16 protein-coding genes are annotated in these 16,268 nt (G+C 67.1%); 7 read left to right on the plus strand and 9 right to left on the minus strand.

The genetic code is table 11. From position 1 onward, the window contains the following. Positions 1-12: 12 nt before the first annotated feature. The 5 genes from C6A86_RS26450 to C6A86_RS26470 all read right to left on the minus strand — a co-directional run bounded on the left by C6A86_RS26450 (position 13) and on the right by C6A86_RS26470 (position 4,547). Positions 13-543, minus strand: a complete 531-nt coding sequence (locus tag C6A86_RS26450; protein WP_233213061.1) for a hypothetical protein — start codon at positions 541-543, stop codon at positions 13-15. An 85-nt stretch (positions 544-628) separates the two neighbouring features. Next, on the minus strand, positions 629-1,066 hold the full coding sequence (locus tag C6A86_RS26455; protein WP_158263278.1) for a hypothetical protein: 438 nt from the start codon (positions 1,064-1,066) through the stop codon (positions 629-631). A gap of 52 nt (positions 1,067-1,118) precedes the next feature. Beyond that, positions 1,119-2,174: a DUF4185 domain-containing protein gene (locus tag C6A86_RS26460; protein WP_105364095.1), complete on the minus strand. Its 1,056-nt coding sequence runs from the start codon at positions 2,172-2,174 to the stop codon at positions 1,119-1,121. A 70-nt stretch (positions 2,175-2,244) separates the two neighbouring features. Next, positions 2,245-3,279, minus strand: coding sequence for an aspartate-semialdehyde dehydrogenase (locus C6A86_RS26465; protein ID WP_105364096.1), 1,035 nt, complete (start codon positions 3,277-3,279; stop codon positions 2,245-2,247). A 2-nt stretch (positions 3,280-3,281) separates the two neighbouring features. Beyond that, entirely contained in the window at positions 3,282-4,547 is a 1,266-nt protein-coding gene (locus tag C6A86_RS26470; protein ID WP_105364097.1) for an aspartate kinase, read from the minus strand. 201 nt (positions 4,548-4,748) lie between these two features. Between C6A86_RS26470 and C6A86_RS26475 the strand changes: the two genes are divergently transcribed. The 7 genes from C6A86_RS26475 to C6A86_RS26505 all read left to right on the plus strand — a co-directional run bounded on the left by C6A86_RS26475 (position 4,749) and on the right by C6A86_RS26505 (position 12,190). After that, a complete protein-coding gene (locus tag C6A86_RS26475) occupies positions 4,749-6,002 on the plus strand; it encodes an ammonium transporter (protein WP_105364098.1) in 1,254 nt (417 codons plus the stop codon). Positions 6,003-6,129: 127 nt separating this feature from the next. Next, on the plus strand, positions 6,130-7,434 hold the full coding sequence (gene glnT / locus C6A86_RS26480) for a type III glutamate--ammonia ligase (RefSeq protein ID WP_105364099.1): 1,305 nt from the start codon (positions 6,130-6,132) through the stop codon (positions 7,432-7,434). A gap of 11 nt (positions 7,435-7,445) precedes the next feature. Further along, complete coding sequence (locus C6A86_RS26485) at positions 7,446-8,315, plus strand: glutamine amidotransferase (protein ID WP_105364100.1); 870 nt, start codon at positions 7,446-7,448, stop codon at positions 8,313-8,315. Beyond that, the gene (locus C6A86_RS26490; RefSeq protein WP_105364101.1) at positions 8,303-8,986 is read left to right on the plus strand and encodes a protein glxC; all 684 of its coding nucleotides are present in this window, start codon (positions 8,303-8,305) and stop codon (positions 8,984-8,986) included. Before C6A86_RS26485 ends, C6A86_RS26490 begins: the two co-directional genes overlap by 13 nt. A 1-nt stretch (position 8,987) precedes the next feature. Further along, the gene (locus C6A86_RS26495; protein WP_105364102.1) at positions 8,988-10,331 is read left to right on the plus strand and encodes an FMN-binding glutamate synthase family protein; all 1,344 of its coding nucleotides are present in this window, start codon (positions 8,988-8,990) and stop codon (positions 10,329-10,331) included. Continuing rightward, positions 10,328-11,524 carry an FAD-binding oxidoreductase gene (locus tag C6A86_RS26500; protein ID WP_105364103.1) on the plus strand — a complete coding sequence of 399 codons (1,197 nt, stop codon included), beginning with the start codon at positions 10,328-10,330 and terminating at the stop codon, positions 11,522-11,524. Before C6A86_RS26495 ends, C6A86_RS26500 begins: the two co-directional genes overlap by 4 nt. Positions 11,525-11,542: 18 nt before the next feature. Further along, entirely contained in the window at positions 11,543-12,190 is a 648-nt protein-coding gene (locus tag C6A86_RS26505) for an XRE family transcriptional regulator (protein WP_067992014.1), read from the plus strand. A 1-nt stretch (position 12,191) separates the two neighbouring features. On the opposite strand, the gene C6A86_RS26510 is transcribed toward C6A86_RS26505, so the two are convergent. Genes C6A86_RS26510 through C6A86_RS26525 form a run of 4 tightly spaced genes read right to left on the minus strand, consistent with a single transcriptional unit; the run spans position 12,192 to position 16,258 of the window. Then, the gene (locus C6A86_RS26510) at positions 12,192-12,629 is read right to left on the minus strand and encodes a hypothetical protein (protein ID WP_142407010.1); all 438 of its coding nucleotides are present in this window, start codon (positions 12,627-12,629) and stop codon (positions 12,192-12,194) included. Continuing rightward, on the minus strand, positions 12,629-15,175 hold the full coding sequence (locus tag C6A86_RS26515) for a PE domain-containing protein (RefSeq protein ID WP_142407011.1): 2,547 nt from the start codon (positions 15,173-15,175) through the stop codon (positions 12,629-12,631). The genes C6A86_RS26510 and C6A86_RS26515 overlap by 1 nt, the downstream gene beginning before the upstream one ends. A 4-nt stretch (positions 15,176-15,179) precedes the next feature. Continuing rightward, positions 15,180-15,470: a WXG100 family type VII secretion target gene (locus C6A86_RS26520; RefSeq protein ID WP_105364105.1), complete on the minus strand. Its 291-nt coding sequence runs from the start codon at positions 15,468-15,470 to the stop codon at positions 15,180-15,182. Beyond that, entirely contained in the window at positions 15,470-16,258 is a 789-nt protein-coding gene (locus C6A86_RS26525) for a WXG100 family type VII secretion target (RefSeq protein WP_158263279.1), read from the minus strand. The genes C6A86_RS26520 and C6A86_RS26525 overlap by 1 nt, the downstream gene beginning before the upstream one ends. Between the last annotated feature and the right edge of the window lie 10 nt (positions 16,259-16,268).

Genomic DNA, 16,268 nt, shown 5'->3' on the forward strand with positions numbered 1-16,268 from the left:
ATCATGCCAAAGTCAGAAAAGCGTCTGCGTGCAGTACGTCCGGGCCGGCGCGGGATATGGCCATGCGTAGGAACCGGCGATCGCCGGGCACGCGGATTGATCCCGGACGTCCAGGCGCTGGGTGACCTGCACCAGCACGCCGTCGTCGCGGTCATCGCAGGAGGCCTTCTCGACCAGCCCGATCGGCATCTCCATCAGGTAGCACTGGTTGGCCACCAGGTTGGGCACCAGGCACAGCCGGGCGGTCGACGGTTCGGCGTAGTCGGTCGGAAGGTGCTGGTACTCGGTGGTGGGGCAGTCACCGGCGGCGTCGGCGGTGGCGCCGACGGTGTAGCTCGGATCCTGGGTGCAGGACACCTCGCTGGCCTGCACCGGATCCGGCGTCGGGGCCGCGTCCGCGTCGATTTCCACGCAGTCCCCGACGGCGAATACCGTCGAGGCGGCGACGTCGGGAGCGGCCCCGCGCAGGCTGCAGCCCGGCAGACCCGCCAATACCACGAGGGCCGCGACAAACGCGGCAATGCGCAGCGGTCGGCGTGTCATGGTTAGCGACACTCTCACGGATGAGGTCAGAGTGCCAAGAGTTACGGATGATTCCTCACTCGCCCGCGAGGGTCCTCTTAATGTTTCAGGGGCGCGGCGGCGTGGCCGGAGCGTTGCCGGGCCCCGCGCCCTGACCCTGCTGTGGGCCCTGGAATCCCGGTCCGAACCCGGGGCCACCCTGGGCGCCCGGTCCACCGGGTCCGCCCGGTCCGCCAGGGAAGAAGATGTGCGGCGGTCCCATCGGCGGCCCGCCACGGTGGAACATCCCGCTCTCGCGGTCCGGCCCGCCGCGATGGTGCCCGCCACCGTCGGAGCTCTTGCCCAGGATGAAGCCGGAGAAAAAGATCACCGCGACGACGAAGGTGACGCCGGCGACGATGCCCACCCAGGCGGCCACCTGGGTGACCCGGTTACGTCGAGGGTGCTCCTCGGTCGGGACCACCACCGCGGGCGGCGGCGGGGGTGCTGCGGCTGCAGCCACGGGCGCCGTGGTGCTGGTCGAGTTGTCGGGTTCTTCGCTCATGGATTCATGATGCCGACGAGCGGCAATGTGGCGGCTGGTTAGAGCATGTGAATCAGCTATGAAACGGATACACCGCGTACTGGATCACCCGGTAGGGGGTGCCACCGCGGGGTGTGGTGTTCCACTGGCTGACGAAGACCCGCAATTCGGCCAGCGTCGAGGCCGGTGAGATGTAGCCGCCGTACGGCTGGGCCAGCCGGTTGTCCTGAGGCGCGGGCAGGTCCTCGGGCCGATCGGGCCAGGGCGAGCCGACCACCACCGTCGTCACCGGCGCGGAGCCGAGCTGGGTCGGGTCCGCCGCTACTCGGACCTCCATGTTGCCGGTGGCGGCGTTGAAGTAGGACAACACCGTCTTGCCGTCGATCTGGCGCACACTCAGCTCGCCCACCCGATCGGGCCACAGCGGGGTCGGAGCCTTGCCCCACCCCTCGACCGCCGACCAGCCCTGCCAGGCGCCGCGATCGGTGAAGTTCTGCGGCGCCACCCGATACAGCGTCGCCGGTGCACTGCGGTCGAAATTGTCGGCCACGATGTAGACCCAGCCACGTTCGGAATCCGAGGTCGGGATGGGGTCGTAGTAACCGCTGATCTGGGACTGTCCACCGCCGGCAAAATCTGCCGGGCGCTGCGATCCCATGATCGTGGGCCAATCACCCTTCGCGGCATCGGCTTTCACCAGACGCGAGCTCGACGGGCGGAGGTTTTGCGTCGTCGTGACCAGCATGTAGTTCTCGCGGTTGATCGACACGATGCCCGCCGGTAGCTGCGATGCGCCGGCGGGCGTGGGGTCGGCCAGCAGCCGTGTCGAGGTACCGGTCACCCCGGTGATGCGGATACCCGCCGGGGCGTTGATCGAGTCGGGGTCCACGTGCAGCGCGATCGGCGAGTACCAGCCGCCGTAGCCGACGCCCTGCCCCGCGAAACTGTCACCACACACCTGCAGCAGCCGGCTGGGGAATTCCATGAACTCACACAGATCGGTCGCGCCGATCCCGTAATCTCCTGTCGCAGTGCCTGTTCCGGCCACCGGACCGAGCATGATGACCTGGCCCGGCAAGAGCTTCAGGTCCGCATAGGCGGACGGGGCAAGCGCCACCACCGCCACCATCGCTGCCGAGACTGCGTTCCGGAAGGTGGTTGCTCGCACTTTTCCTTCTGGAATGCAGTTTCGGCGTGGATCAGAGCTGGGCTGCGAGCAACTCGGCAATCTGAATGGTGTTCAGCGCGGCACCTTTTCGCAGGTTGTCACCGGACACGAACAGCGCAAGGCCGCGACCTTCTGGCGCGCCCGGATCCTGGCGGATCCGACCGACCAGCGAGTCGTCGGCTCCGGCGGCGGCCAGCGGCGTCGGCACGTCCACCAGCGTCACACCCGGCGCGTCGGCCAGCAGCTCCTGAGCCCGCGCAGGCGAAAGCGGTCGGGCGAATTCGGCATTGATCGACAGCGAGTGCCCGGTGAACACCGGTACCCGCACGCAGGTGCCCGACACCAGCAACTCCGGGATGCCGAGGATCTTGCGACTCTCGTTGCGCAGCTTCTGGTCTTCGTCGGTCTCTCCGGAGCCGTCGTCGACGAGCGCACCGGCCAGCGGCACCACGTTGAACGCGATCGGCGCGACGTACTTCACCGGGGCCGGGTAGTTCAGCGCCGAACCGTCATGCACCAGTTGCTCGACCCCGTCGATCACCGCCCGCGCCTGTGACGCGAGTTCTTCCACCCCGGCCAGCCCACTGCCGGAGACGGCCTGGTAGCTCGACACGATCAGCCGGGTCAGGCCGGCCTCGTCGTGCAGCGGCTTGAGCACCGGCATCGCGGCCATGGTGGTGCAGTTCGGGTTGGCGATGATGCCCTTCGGCCGATTCGCCGCGTCCCGGTCGAAGTTGACCTCGCTGACGATCAGCGGCACCTCGGGGTCCTTGCGCCACGCCGAGGAGTTGTCGACGACGACGGCGCCGGCCGCGGCGAACCGCGGCGCCTGCACCCGCGACATGGTCGCGCCGGCGGAGAACAACGCGATGTCGAGCCCGGACGGGTCGGCGGTTTCGCTGTTCTCGACCTCGATCTCCTGGCCGCGGAAGGTCAGCTTCTTACCCTCGGAACGCGCCGAGGCGAAGAACCGCACCGAACTCGCCGGGAAGTTGCGCTCCTCGAGCAGCGCGCGCATCACCTGGCCGACCTGACCGGTCGCGCCGACCACACCGATGGAAACCATCTCTAGATCCCGCTTCCCGCGTAGACGACGGCTTCCTCATCACCACCGAGGCCGAAGGCCTCGTGCAGCACGGCGACGGCGGTGTCGAGTTCGGTGTCCTTGATCAGCACCGAGATCCGGATCTCCGAGGTGGAGATCAGGTCGATGTTGATGCCCGCGTCGGCCAGCGTCTCGCAGAACGTGGCGGTGACGCCCGGGTGGCTGCGCATCCCGGCGCCGACCAGCGACACCTTGCCGATGTGATCGTCGTAAAGCACCTGGGTGAAACCGATCTCACCCTGCAGCGAGGCCAGCTTCTGGACCGCGGACGGGCCGTTCTCCCGCGAGCAGGTGAAGGTGATGTCGGTCTTGCCGTCCTCGATCTTGCTGATGTTCTGCAGCACCATGTCGATGTTCACATCGGCATCGGCGACCGCGCGGAACACCTTGGCGGCATATCCGGGTACGTCGGGAACGCCGACGACGGTGACCTTTGCCTCGCTGCGATCGTGTGCAACTCCGGTCAGGATGGCGTCTTCCATGGGAATGTCCTCGATCGATCCTTTGACGATGGTGCCTGGCTTGTCCGAGTACGACGAACGGACGTGTATCGGAACGTTGTACCGACGGGCGTATTCCACGCAGCGCAGCATCAGCACCTTGGCGCCGCACGCCGCCATCTCCAGCATCTCCTCGAAGGAGACGCTGTCGAGGTGCTTGGCGTTGGGCACGATGCGGGGGTCGGCGGTGAAGATGCCGTCCACGTCGGTGTAGATCTCGCAGACATCGGCGTCGAGCGCGGCGGCGAGCGCGACCGCGGTGGTGTCCGAGCCGCCGCGGCCCAGCGTGGTGACGTCCTTGCTGTCCTGGCTGACGCCCTGGAACCCGGCGACCAGCACGATCAGACCCTCGTCGAGTGCCTCGCGCAGGCGGGTCGGCGTGACGTCGATGATCTTGGCGTTGCCGTGGGTGCCGGTGGTGATCACGCCGGCCTGCGATCCGGTGAAGGACCGGGCCTGCGCGCCGAGGGACTCGATGGCCATCGCCACGAGCGCGTTGGAGATGCGCTCACCGGCGGTGAGCAGCATGTCCATCTCACGGGCGGGCGGCGCCGGGGAGACCTGGCGAGCGAGATCCAGCAGGTTGTCGGTGGTGTCGCCCATCGCCGAGACGACCACGACGACGTCGTTGCCAGCCTTCTTGGTCTCCACGATGCGCTCGGCGACGCGCCGGATCCGATCGGCGTCTGCCACCGATGATCCGCCGTATTTCTGCACGACGAGCGCCACTGTAAACCTCTCAACCAGCCGGGGATGTCCTGACAAGGATAAGGGGTCGATGCACGGCCTTTTACTGCTCCACCTTCCAGGCGCTCGACTTGCGGTGAAACCGTTTACCCGCCCGCAACGCAACGATGCCGTCCACGTAACAGAAACGGAGGTTACTGCCAGTGGTCGGCCCGCTCGGGCCGCGCACCTCAGGAGACGTTGATGGATACAGGTACTACGGCCTTCATACTCTGTTGCATCATCGGCCTCACGCTGATGATTCCCGGCCTGGCGCTCTTCTACGGCGGCATGGTCTCGGTCAAGAGTTCGACCAACATGATGATGATGACGTTCGGCGCGGTCGCGATCGTCGGCCTGCTCTGGGTGCTCTTCGGCTTCTCGATGGTGTTCGGGACCTCGATGGGCGGCTTCGTCGGCGACATCACCGAATTCGCCGGTATGACAGACCTACTCGAACCGATGACCACCATCGACGGCCTACCGATCAGCCTGTTCGCGCTGTTCCAGGCGTTGTTCGCGGTGATCACCGTCGCTCTGATCTCCGGTGCGGTCGCCGATCGGATGAAGTTCGGCGCGTGGATGGTGTTCGCGGCCGTGTGGGCGGTGCTGGTCTACTTCCCGGTCGCGCACTGGGTGTTCGCGTTCGACGGTGTGGTCACCGAGAACTCGGTGGGTGGCTGGATCGCCAACACGCTGGGCGCCGTCGACTTCGCCGGCGGGACCGCGGTGCACATCAATGCGGGCGCGGCCGCTCTGGCGGTGGCCATCGTGCTCGGCAAGTCCGCGATGTTCGGTCAGCTGCGCAAGCCGCACAATGTGCCGCTGACGCTGCTGGGCGCGGGCATGCTCTGGGCCGGCTGGTACGCCTTCAACGGCGGATCGGCACTGGCGGCCGGCAATTCAGCCGCGATCGTCATGGTCACCACATTCGTGGCGACCTGCGCGGCGGTCCTGGCCTGGCTGGCGGTGGAGAAGATCAAGACCGGTCACGTCACCGGCGTCGGCGCGGCCTCCGGCGCCATCACCGGCCTGGTCGCCATCACCCCGGCCTGTGGCGCGGTCACGCCGATCGGCGCCATCTTCGTCGGTGGTATCGCCGGGGCGATCTGCGTGTACGCGGTCGGCGTCAAGGACAAATTCGGTTACGACGACTCACTGGATGTGGTCGGCGTGCACCTGGTGGGTGGCGTCGTGGGCACCCTGCTGATCGGCTTCTTCGCCAGCGAGGGCATGCCCAACGGCGTCAACGGCCTGCTCTACGGGGGCGGTATCGACCTGCTCTGGAAGCAAGCCGTGGCGGCCGGCGCGGTGATGGCGTATTCGTTCGTCATCGCCTTCGCGATCGCCTTCGCCATCAAGAAGACGATGGGCATCCGCATCTCCCCGGATGAGGAAGAGAAGGGTATCGACGCCAAGTTCCATCGCGATTCGGCGTACGAGCTCGAATACTCCTGATCCACCGATGATTCCCCGGTGACCATCGGTCGCCGGGGTTTCCTCGGCTTGCACGAGTTTCATACAGTGATACTCTGTTTCTTACAAAGAGACGAGTCATAACAAGATGACGAAAGTTCTGGTAACCATGACCACCGATCTCGCCACCCTCGCCGAGAAGTCCAGCACCCGTTTCATCCTCGCGCTGTTCGTCGACCTGCGCGGAAAGCCCTGCGCCAAGCTGGTTCCCGTCGAAGCCGTCGACCAGCTGGCCACCGAAGGCGTCGGCTTCGCCGGCTACGCAGTGGGCGCCATGGGCCAGGAGCCCAAGGACCCCGACCTGATCGCCGTGCCGGATCCGGCCTCGTTCACCCCCATCCCGTTCATCAAAGAGGGTCTGGCGCTGGTGCACTGCGACCCGCACGTAGAGGGCAAGCCGTGGCCGTACGCCCCGCGGGTCATTCTCAAGAACCTCGTGGCCCAGGCCGCCGATGCCGGCTTCGAACCGTGGGTCGGCGCCGAGGTGGAGTATTTCCTGTTGCGCCGCAACGAAGATGGCGCCCTGGTCACCGCCGATGCGGCTGACACCGCCGCCCAACCCTGCTATGACGCCCGCGGCGTCACCCGGATGTATGAGCACCTCACCGCGATCTCCACGGCGATGAACACGTTGGGCTGGTCCAACTACGCCAACGACCACGAGGACGGCAACGGGCAGTTCGAGCAGAACTTTCAGTTCGACGAGGCACTGGTGACCGCCGACCGGGTGATCACGCTGCGCTACCTGCTGTCGATGATCGCCGCCGAACGCGACATGGTGGCCACCTTCATGCCCAAGCCGTTCGCCGACCGCACCGGCAGCGGACTGCACTTCCACCTCTCGCTCACCAGCGCCGGCAACCCGGTCTTTCCCGCCGACACCGATGACCGCGGCCTGGGACTGTCCGACACCGCGTACGCCTTCATCGCCGGGATCCTCGAGCATGCCTGCGCGCTGCAGTCCGTCATCGCCCCGACCGTCAACTCCTACAAGCGAACCGGTGCCACCACCACGGCGTCGGGCGCATCCTGGGCGCCCCGCAAGCCCAGCTACGGCGGCAATGATCGCACCCACTACATCCGGGTTCCGGACAACCAGCGGATCGAGCTCCGCGGCGGGGACGGATCGGCCAACCCGTATCTGGCAATCGCCGCCGCGCTGGGCGCCGGGTTGGACGGGATCAAACGCAGCCTGGACCCCGGCGCGGTCGGCGCCCAAGGCCCCGCGAATCTGCCGCCCACGCTGCTGCATGCGGTCGATGAGTTGGACGCCGATCCGGTGGTGGCCGGGGTGCTCGACGCCGCCGGCGACGGTGTGGCCACCTACTTCGCCGGCATCAAACGCGAGGAGTTCTTCGCCTACCACGGCACCGTCACGCCGTGGGAAGTCGACCAGTACCTGACAGCCTTCTAGAAAGGAACGCTATGTGCGGGATCGTGGGTTTGCACCTGCGCACACCTGAGCTCTATCCCCGGCTGGGGGAACTGCTCAGCGGGATGCTCGGTGAGATGTCGGACCGGGGGGCTGATTCTGCCGGGGTTGCGGTCTACGGGGACCCGCTGTGGTCGCCGCCGGGACGGGGTTGCGTGTCGGTGACCGATATCGAGGTGGTGCCGGATCTCGGAACCGATGTCGATGTGGTGCAGGTGGATTCGAGCTACCTGCTGTCGTCCGACGTGTCCTCCGAGGAATTGTTGGAACGGGTGCGGCTGTCCTATCCGGAGGCGCTGATCGCCGGTTTCGGCGCCGACCTGGCGGTGCTCAAGGGGGTCGGGCATCCGCGGGCGCTGACCGACGCATGGGGCCTGGCCAAGGCTCAGGGATGGCAGGGCGTCGGGCACACCCGGATGGCCACCGAATCGGCGGTGACACCGTCGGGCTGCCATCCCTATACCGTCGGCCCGCAACAGTGCCTTGTGCACAACGGGTCCTTCGCCAACCACGCCACCATCCGCCGCGACCTGCGCCGGGCCGGGGTGGTCTTCGACAGCGAGAACGACACGGAGGTGGGTGCGCGGTTCGTCGCGCAGCAGCTGGCCGCCGGCCGTGATGTGGAAACCGCGCTGAAGGAACTCTGCGCCACCTTCGACGGTTTCTACACCCTGCTGGTCTCCAACCACGATTCGTTCGCCGTGGTGCGCGACGCCATCGCCTGCAAGCCGGCCGTCATCGCCGAGACCGCCGACTGGGTGGCCATGGCCAGCGAGTACCGCGCGCTCTCCGAGTTGCCCGGTGTCGAATCGGCCAAGATCTGGGAACCCGAACCGGAGGTGGTGTACGCATGGACCCGCTAGTCCAATACGACTTGGCCACAACGCCCCTGCGCGAGGTCAACTCGGCGCTGCACAAGACCGGCATCACCGGCGAATACGTCATCGACCATCCCGACGGCGCGCACAACGTCGCGGTCGGCGTGAACGCATCGGTGCGCGTCACTGTCAACGGTCACGTCGGCTACTACGCGGCCGGCATGAACCAGCACGCCGAGATCGTCATCAACGGCAACGCCGGAACCGGCGTCGCCGAGAACATGATGAGCGGCACCGTGCGGGTCAACGGCAACGCCTCTCAATCCGCTGGGGCCACCGCGCACGGCGGCCTGCTGGTCATTCAGGGAGACGCGGCCGCGCGCTGCGGGATCTCCATGAAGGGTGTCGACATCGTGGTGGGCGGCGATATCGGCCACATGAGCGCATTCATGGCCCAGGCCGGGCGACTGGTGGTGCGGGGCAACGCCGGTGAGGCACTGGGTGACTCGATCTACGAGGCTCGCATCTACGTGCGTGGCGCGGTCGCCTCGCTGGGCGCGGACTGCGTCAAGAAGGAGATGCGGCCCGAACATCACGCCGAGCTGGCCGAACTTCTCGCCGCTGCCGGGTTCACCGATGAGACCGCGGAGTACACCCGCTACGGCTCGGCCCGCAACCTGTACCACTTCCACGTCGACAACTCTGCGAGCTACTGAAATGTCTGCTACCGATGACCGGGCCCGGCTGGGCCTGCGCGAATCCGCCACGTTCGACCGGCCCACCATCGCCGCCATCCAGCGCGCCGCCGAGACCGGCATATACGACATCCGCGGCTGGGGCGCCAAGCGGCCGCTGCCGCACTTCGACGATCTGCTGTTCCTGGGCGCGTCGATGTCGCGGTATCCGCTGGAGGGCTACCGCGAGCGCTGCGGCACCGATGTGGTGCTCGGTGACCGGCACGCCAAACATCCGCTGCACCTGGATATTCCGGTCACGATCGCGGGGATGAGCTTCGGCGCGCTGTCCGGGCCCGCCAAGGAGGCCCTGGGCCGCGGCGCGAGCGAGGCGGGCACCTCGACCACCACCGGTGACGGCGGCATGACCCCCGAGGAACGCGGCCAGAGCAAGCACCTTGTCTACCAGTATCTTCCGTCGCGCTACGGGATGAACCCCGACGACCTGCGCAAGGCGGACGCCATCGAGATCGTGCTCGGACAGGGCGCCAAGCCCGGTGGCGGCGGAATGCTGCTGGGACAGAAGATCTCCCCACGCGTCGCCGGGATGCGCACCCTGCCCGAGGGCATCGACCAGCGCAGCGCCTGCCGGCACCCGGACTGGACCGGACCCGATGACCTGACCATCAAGATCAACGAGCTGCGTGAGATCACCGACTGGGAAAAGCCGATCTACGTCAAGGTCGGCGCCACCCGCACCTACTACGACGTGAAACTCGCGGTGCACGCCGGTGCCGACGTCGTGGTGGTCGACGGGATGCAGGGCGGCACCGCCGCCACCCAGGACGTGTTCATCGAACACGTCGGCATCCCCACCCTGGCCGCGGTGCCGCAGGCCGTGCAGGCGTTGCAGGAGCTCGACGTCCATAGAAAAGTCCAACTCATTGTCAGCGGCGGTATCCGCAACGGTGCCGATGTGGCCAAGGCGCTCGCCCTGGGCGCCGACGCCGTCGCGATCGGCACCGCGGCGCTGATCGCGCTCGGCGACAATCACCCCCGCTATGAGGCCGAGTACCAAAAGCTGGGCAGCGCAGCCGGTTTCTACGACGATTTCCAGGACGGGCGTGACCCCGCCGGGATCAGCACCCAGGACCCGGAACTGGCCGCCCGCTTCGACCCCGTCGAGGGTGGGCGCCGGCTGGCCAACTATCTGCGTGTGCTCACCATGGAGGCCCAGACCATCGCCCGGGCCTGCGGCAAGGCCCACGTCACCCATCTGGAGCCCGAGGACCTGGTCGCGGTCACCATCGAAGCGGCCGCCATGGCCCGGGTGCCGTTGGCCGGCACTGAGTGGATTCCTGGCCGGGGCCCCGGGGCCGGATTGTGAACGAGACCGCGGACGTCGCCATCGTCGGTGGCGGCCTGGAGGGTGCCGCGGCGGCCTGGGCATTGAGTCAACGCGGTGTCACCGATGTTTTTGTCGCCGAGCGCAATACCGTCGGCTCGGGGATGACCGGAAAGTCCAGCGGCATCGTGCGGTGCCATTACGGGGTCAGCTCACTGGCCGCGATGGCGGCGTCCAGCCTGGAGGTGTTCGAGAAGCCTCAGCAGTTCATGGGTGATCACGCCACCGATATCGGCTTCCGGCAGACCGGCTATGTCGTCGGTGTCGGCGCCCCCAACGTCGAGTCGATGCGCAAAAGCCTTGCTGCGCAACGCGCCGTCGGGGTGCAGACCGAGGAGATCGGTGTCGACGAGGTCGCCAAGATGTGGCCGACCGCCGATCTGAGCCCGTTCGCGGCGTTCGGTTGGGAGGCGCGCGGTGGATACGGGGACGCCTACCAGACCGCACAGGCGTTCGCGGTGTCGGCGCGTGCCGCCGGGGTGCGAATCCGGCAGGGCGCCAACGTCACCGATCTGCTCACCGACGGTGATCGCGTCACCGGCATCCGGCTGGCCGACGGCACCGAGGTCTCGGCCGGGACCGTCGTGGTCGCCACCGGCGCGTGGACACGTGCGTTCCTGGCCCGCTACGGCGTCGACGTGCCGATCCGCGTGGTGCGCGAGCAGATCGTCACGATCTCCCCCGGAATGGATCTCGGGCCGGTGCCGGTGTTCTCCGATCTGGTCTCGCTGCAATATGTGCGCCCGGAACTGGGCGGGGAGATCCTGTTCGGCAACAGCGACCTCGCGCACTGCGAAGAGGCCGACCCCGACGACTACCTGAACCGGGCCACCGACGCGTTCGTGGAGATGACGGTGGACAAGGTCGGTACGCGGTTCCCGGGGCTGACCGACGCGAGGATCACCGGCAGTTACGCGGGCTGCTACGACGTCACCCCGGACTGGAACCCGGTGATCTCCGCGGGCGGGCTGGACGGATTGGTCGTGGCGGCCGGGTTCAGCGGGCACGGCTTCAAGATCGCCCCCGCGGTCGGACGGCTGGTCGCCGACCTGGTGACCGACGGCCGCAGTGCCGACGCGCGCATTCCGGAGACCGACTTTGCGCTCTCCCGGTTCGCCGGTGGCACACTGCTCAAAAGCCCGTATCCGTACGTGGGTGCCGGGGAGATGCGTTAGACGACAGGGGGGCCGGCCGTGAGTGACGTTCCGCTGCTGCGCAACCAGTCCGGAACGGCTCGCGAGCGGGACCCGCACGAGCCGGTCGAGGAACTGGAATTCGAGGCCGCGATCGGCCGCAACGTGCGCCAACTGCGCCAGCAGCACGGGCTCACCGTCGCCGAGATGGCGGCCCGGGTCGGCATCTCCAAGGCGATGATGTCCAAGATCGAGAACGCGCAGACCTCGTGCAGCCTGTCCACCCTGGCGCTGCTGGCCCGCGGCCTCGACGTGCCGGTGACCAGCTTGTTCCGCGGTGCCGATGTCGAGCGCCCGGCCGCCTTCGTCAAGGCCGGCACCGGTGCGGAAATCGTGCGCAACGGCACCAAGCAGGGTCACGAATACCAACTGCTGAGCTCACTGCGCGGCGAGCACAAGCGTCTCGAGTGCCTGCACGTCACGCTGACCGAGAAGAGCCAGACCTACCCGCTGTTCCAGCATCCCGGCACCGAGTTCATCTACATGCTCGAAGGGGTGATGGACTACAGCCACAGCCGGTCGGTGTACCGGCTGCATGCCGGGGATTCACTGCAGATCGACGGCGAGGGTGCGCACGGCCCGGTGGACCTGGTGGAGCTGCCCATCCGGTTCCTGTCGGTGATCGCGTTCCCGGACTCGCAGGTGTAGGTCACGCAGATCCGTCACTCGCGTTTCCGTACTTCGCCTTCATTCCGGCAAGGGCCACTTCGTAGAATCTCTCGATACGATCGTTGACCCATTCGAGCGGATCCGCGAAGCTTTCGAGCTCCAGCCTGGCCTGCTCCGCGAGTTCGGCGAGGGGCAGGTCTGGACGCCGTACGAATCGCGTCAGAAATTGCCATCGCTTGGACTTGCTCAACAACCCGAACTCGTTGGGCGCGTCGAGGAGTCCGATCATGCAATTCGTCTCGCCTTCGCGTGCCCAATCATAAATCTGCAGTTTGCACTCAGCGTTCCGATAGTAGGCAATCGACAGCTCACGACCACCTTCATCAGATCCGGTGTAACTGTCGTCGAGCACAAACCCGTGACTGGACAAAGTCGGCCCGACAACAGACTCCACTTTGGCGACAAAAGTCGTGGTCACTATTCGTCCTTCACTTTCACCCACGAATCGCCAACTCGCTCATAGCCATAGGCCGGGGCATGTTTACTCAGGAACTCCACCTCCATTTGCGAGAAGCTTCCGGCGCGCTCGACTGCCATATCTTCAAGAGAGTCATACAGGTCGTGGTCCAGAAGGTAGTCGATCCTACCGACGCCATTCTCCAGCTGGGTCCGCAAGAACTGTTCGTTGACCTGCCAACCCAGGCTCTTGGCATCTTCTTTACCGAGACCCGCTTCAACAGCGTTCCAGGCCTCGTCACCCGTGTCGAAATAGATGCCTCCACCATTGTGGCGAGCTTCTCCGATGTAACCGCCGTCCTGTCCATCCCAACGCCCGAGAACCACTCGGTCTGCCCCCTCAACGCGGTGGGTAGCCCAATCCGACACCGCGCGTGCGAGGTCGGCGGTCGGTTGACCATTTACGAACGCGTCGTTGAAACGTTGCGCCGCCTCGATCGCCTCCGGTGCCGAATGTCCCGGCGGAGGCGGCGGATGTCCGTTGACCGTGTGGTGACCGTCCGGCCCGCTCTGCACCGTTCCGTTGTCGCCGGTGCCGGCCCCGTTGTCGGTGTCGGTGGCACCAGACTGATCTCCGTTCGGATCCGAGCCCGAGCCATTCGGCGACGATTCGCTTGGCACGTCACCGCTCCCCGACGACCCACCACCAGGGGTCGAGCCACCACCGCCCGAAGACCCGCTACGCGGACCATCCCCACCACCGGCAGGACTCGGTCCACTCGAACCGGGAGAATCATTAGGCGGGCTCATCGACGGGGATACCGGCGCGCCACCTGACGGCTTGCTCGGCCCGTCGCCGCCGTCGGGGCTGGGCGAACCACCCGTCGGGACAGGTCCATTGGATGACGTCCCATCGCCACCACCCGGGCTCGGTGAGCCTCCGGTCGGAGCGGGACCGTTCGACGACGAGCTGCCGGGGCCCGCTCCCCCACCGGACTGGCTGGGCCCAGACCCGTTGGGCGACGGCTCGGTTGGCGCGGAGCCGCCGCCGGAGCCCGACCCCGGCGATGTCGGGACAGTCGGGGTGGAGCTCGACGGACCACTCGGTCCCAGCACCGATCCGGGAATGCCCGGTGGTGGGGTGAACTCCGGAACATTGGGCGCGCCAGGCATATCCGGGAGTTCGGGGGCATCCGGGGTTCTGCCGCCGCCCAGTCCCGGCAGTCTGCCCAGCGACCCGAGTTCGCCCCTTTGAAGAAGATTGCGGGTGGCGGCCAGCCCCTTGGCCACCGCACCGCCCTTCGCGAACGCCCCGCCCGGGACGAACAACGAGGCCACGTTGACCGCGGCCTCGCCGAAGCCACGCCCGGGATTGTCGCCCTGCCACTGGTCCAACGCGATGAACTCGCTGCCGATCTGCTTGAGCACATCGTCGATCAGCGACGGGTCCTTGGCGACCATCAGCGCCGTATCCGCGATGCCCTTCCAGGTATCGGGATCGGCCAGCGCCACCGTGCCGGACACCAGGGCGATCAGACCGGTTGCCCCGCCCACCTGGATGTCGGTGAACAGCTTGATACCGTCGGCCAGTACATTGCCCGCGTCTTCCCCGAAGGTCTCTACCAGGACCGGCCTTATCCACTTCTGGAAGGCGTCGGCGGCCTCACCCAGTAGGGTCGCGAGTTCTTCGAGGAGCCCGAGGACACCCTTGACCTGATTCTGGAAGTTCTCCAGCACCGTGCTGACATCGTCGGCGATCTCCCGCAGGACCCTGTCGCCGTCGCCGCTGAGGAAGCCCGTGACGGTGTCCCACAGTCCGTCGAGCGAGATCCGGTCCAGCAGATCCCGAATCGCGTCTTGGGTCTCAAGTACCCCGGCCGCGAAATCGCTGATGGACGTGGCCAATCCATCGGCGACGCCGGCCAGCGTGGTGGTGCCGCTGCCCAGATCCGACAGCGCGGTGGTGATGGTGGCGCCTTCGGGGATGTCCTGGGCGCCGACTGCCGCTTTCGCCCCGCTGAGTGCCGACTCGAAGACCTTCAGCCCTTGCCCGATGTTGCGCCATTGCGCGGCAGTCACATTCATCATGCCGGAGTTGCCGCTGGGCCAGGTCATCGCGACGCCGGCCGCCATGCCGAAGGCGGGGATCAGCCGGATGAACGGGGTGATCAGGTGGTATTTCGTCGGCGGGGTCACGATGCTGCCGTTGGGCCCGTAGGGGGCGTCGCCGGCCGTCGTCTCGGCCGGTTCTCCGCTCACGCTGCCGGAAGGTCCCGACCCGCCCGCCGCCGACGCTTGGTCGGCATGCTGATAGTTGTAGCCGGTGGCCTCCAACATGAGGCCGACGTTCTTGAACGCGTTGGCAGCCTGGGCCAGGTACTGGCCGAACTGATCGGCCTGGCGTCCGTAGGAGATCCCGAAGTTCAGCCCCGCCGGATCTGCGCCGGACGCGATACCGCTGGCAAGCACCTGACCCATCGCGTCGGACAGCGCACCCAGCTGGACGCCGAGAGCGCCGACCTGTTTACCCGCATCGATGAGCGCCTGCGGTTCTACCTCAATCCGCACGCGATCAGCCCGCCCACATCTTCCCGTTCTTGTCCACGGCGTCGGTGTAGTTCTTGTGCGCGTTCTCGGCGACCGTGCGCAGCGCCTCCAGCGACGATTTCATCTGCTCGGCGCCGTCTTCCCACAGCTGCTGCGATTGCGCCTGGGTGTCTGAGGCCTGCCCTTCCCAGTTGGCCCGCAGTGCGGCCATCGCCTGGTCGATCTCCTCCAGCACCTCGGCGACCTCGCGCCCGAACTGCTCCATGTGATCGATGGCACCCTGCAGCTGCGGAAAGTCCACCACCAATTTCGACATCAGAGGCTCCGACCCGGCGTTTCCTCCGGCCCGGATGTATCGGCCCCCGCACGGGGTGCCTCGACCGGCGCCGGACCCGCCTGCGCCTCGCCGCCCGCCGCGGTCTCGGACTCCGGCTTTTCAGACCCCGCCTCGACAGTTTCGGACTCCGCGGCGGCAGCGTGCGCCTCCTGTGCCACCTGCGTCGCCACCTGCACGGCCTGCTGCGCTGCGCCGGCCGCCATCGTCCCGGCCTGCATCAATCCACCCGCCACCTGCCCCGCGACCTGCGTGGGGATACCCGCTGCCTGTGACATTGGAGCCATCGTCTCGCCGAGGTTCATCTGCTCCGCCAGACCGGACGGTGAGCCGGTCGAGCCGCCGGTGTCGTCCGCGCCGGCAGCACCCGCCCCGGTCGGGGCACCACCAGCGGTCGGGGCACCGCCGCCGCCGCCAGTCGCCGCCCCCGAGCCCCCACCGGCCTGCATGGTCGAACCGAGCGCGCCGCCGGCCTGCTCATCGGCCGCCCGATAGTTCGTGGCGGCCGTGTCGAGGGCCTCCGACATGGTCTGCAGGGCCCGCACCACCTGGCCCGCCCCGTTGTGCCACTGTTCCCAGTACTTGTCGAAGGCGGTGGCCGCCTCGCCCTTCCAGCCGGACGCGAGCAGGTTGCTGGTCTCCAGGTCCACCGCGGACAGCCCATCCTGCAGGCGCTGTCCCGCGCCCCGTAAACGGTCCGCTGCCAGGTGCAGCTCCGAGGTGACAACCTCGACCGACTCGCCCATCCGACCCCCGAATTCGTAGCTCACTAGCACCCTA

Origin of the sequence: Mycobacterium sp. ITM-2016-00316 (assembly GCF_002968335.2) — a bacterium.
Lineage (GTDB): Bacteria > Actinomycetota > Actinomycetes > Mycobacteriales > Mycobacteriaceae > Mycobacterium.

Coding starts and splice junctions, on each gene's coding strand:
- C6A86_RS26450 (WP_233213061.1), bottom strand. CDS start 543: ATGACACGCCGACCGCTGCGCATTGCCGCGTTTGTCGCGGCCCTCGTG.
- C6A86_RS26455 (WP_158263278.1), bottom strand. CDS start 1,066: ATGAGCGAAGAACCCGACAACTCGACCAGCACCACGGCGCCCGTGGCT.
- C6A86_RS26460 (WP_105364095.1), bottom strand. CDS start 2,174: ATGGTGGCGGTGGTGGCGCTTGCCCCGTCCGCCTATGCGGACCTGAAG.
- C6A86_RS26465 (WP_105364096.1), bottom strand. CDS start 3,279: ATGGTTTCCATCGGTGTGGTCGGCGCGACCGGTCAGGTCGGCCAGGTG.
- C6A86_RS26475 (WP_105364098.1), top strand. CDS start 4,749: ATGGATACAGGTACTACGGCCTTCATACTCTGTTGCATCATCGGCCTC.
- glnT (WP_105364099.1), top strand. CDS start 6,130: ATGACCACCGATCTCGCCACCCTCGCCGAGAAGTCCAGCACCCGTTTC.
- C6A86_RS26485 (WP_105364100.1), top strand. CDS start 7,446: ATGTGCGGGATCGTGGGTTTGCACCTGCGCACACCTGAGCTCTATCCC.
- C6A86_RS26490 (WP_105364101.1), top strand. CDS start 8,303: ATGGACCCGCTAGTCCAATACGACTTGGCCACAACGCCCCTGCGCGAG.
- C6A86_RS26495 (WP_105364102.1), top strand. CDS start 8,988: ATGTCTGCTACCGATGACCGGGCCCGGCTGGGCCTGCGCGAATCCGCC.
- C6A86_RS26520 (WP_105364105.1), bottom strand. CDS start 15,470: ATGTCGAAATTGGTGGTGGACTTTCCGCAGCTGCAGGGTGCCATCGAT.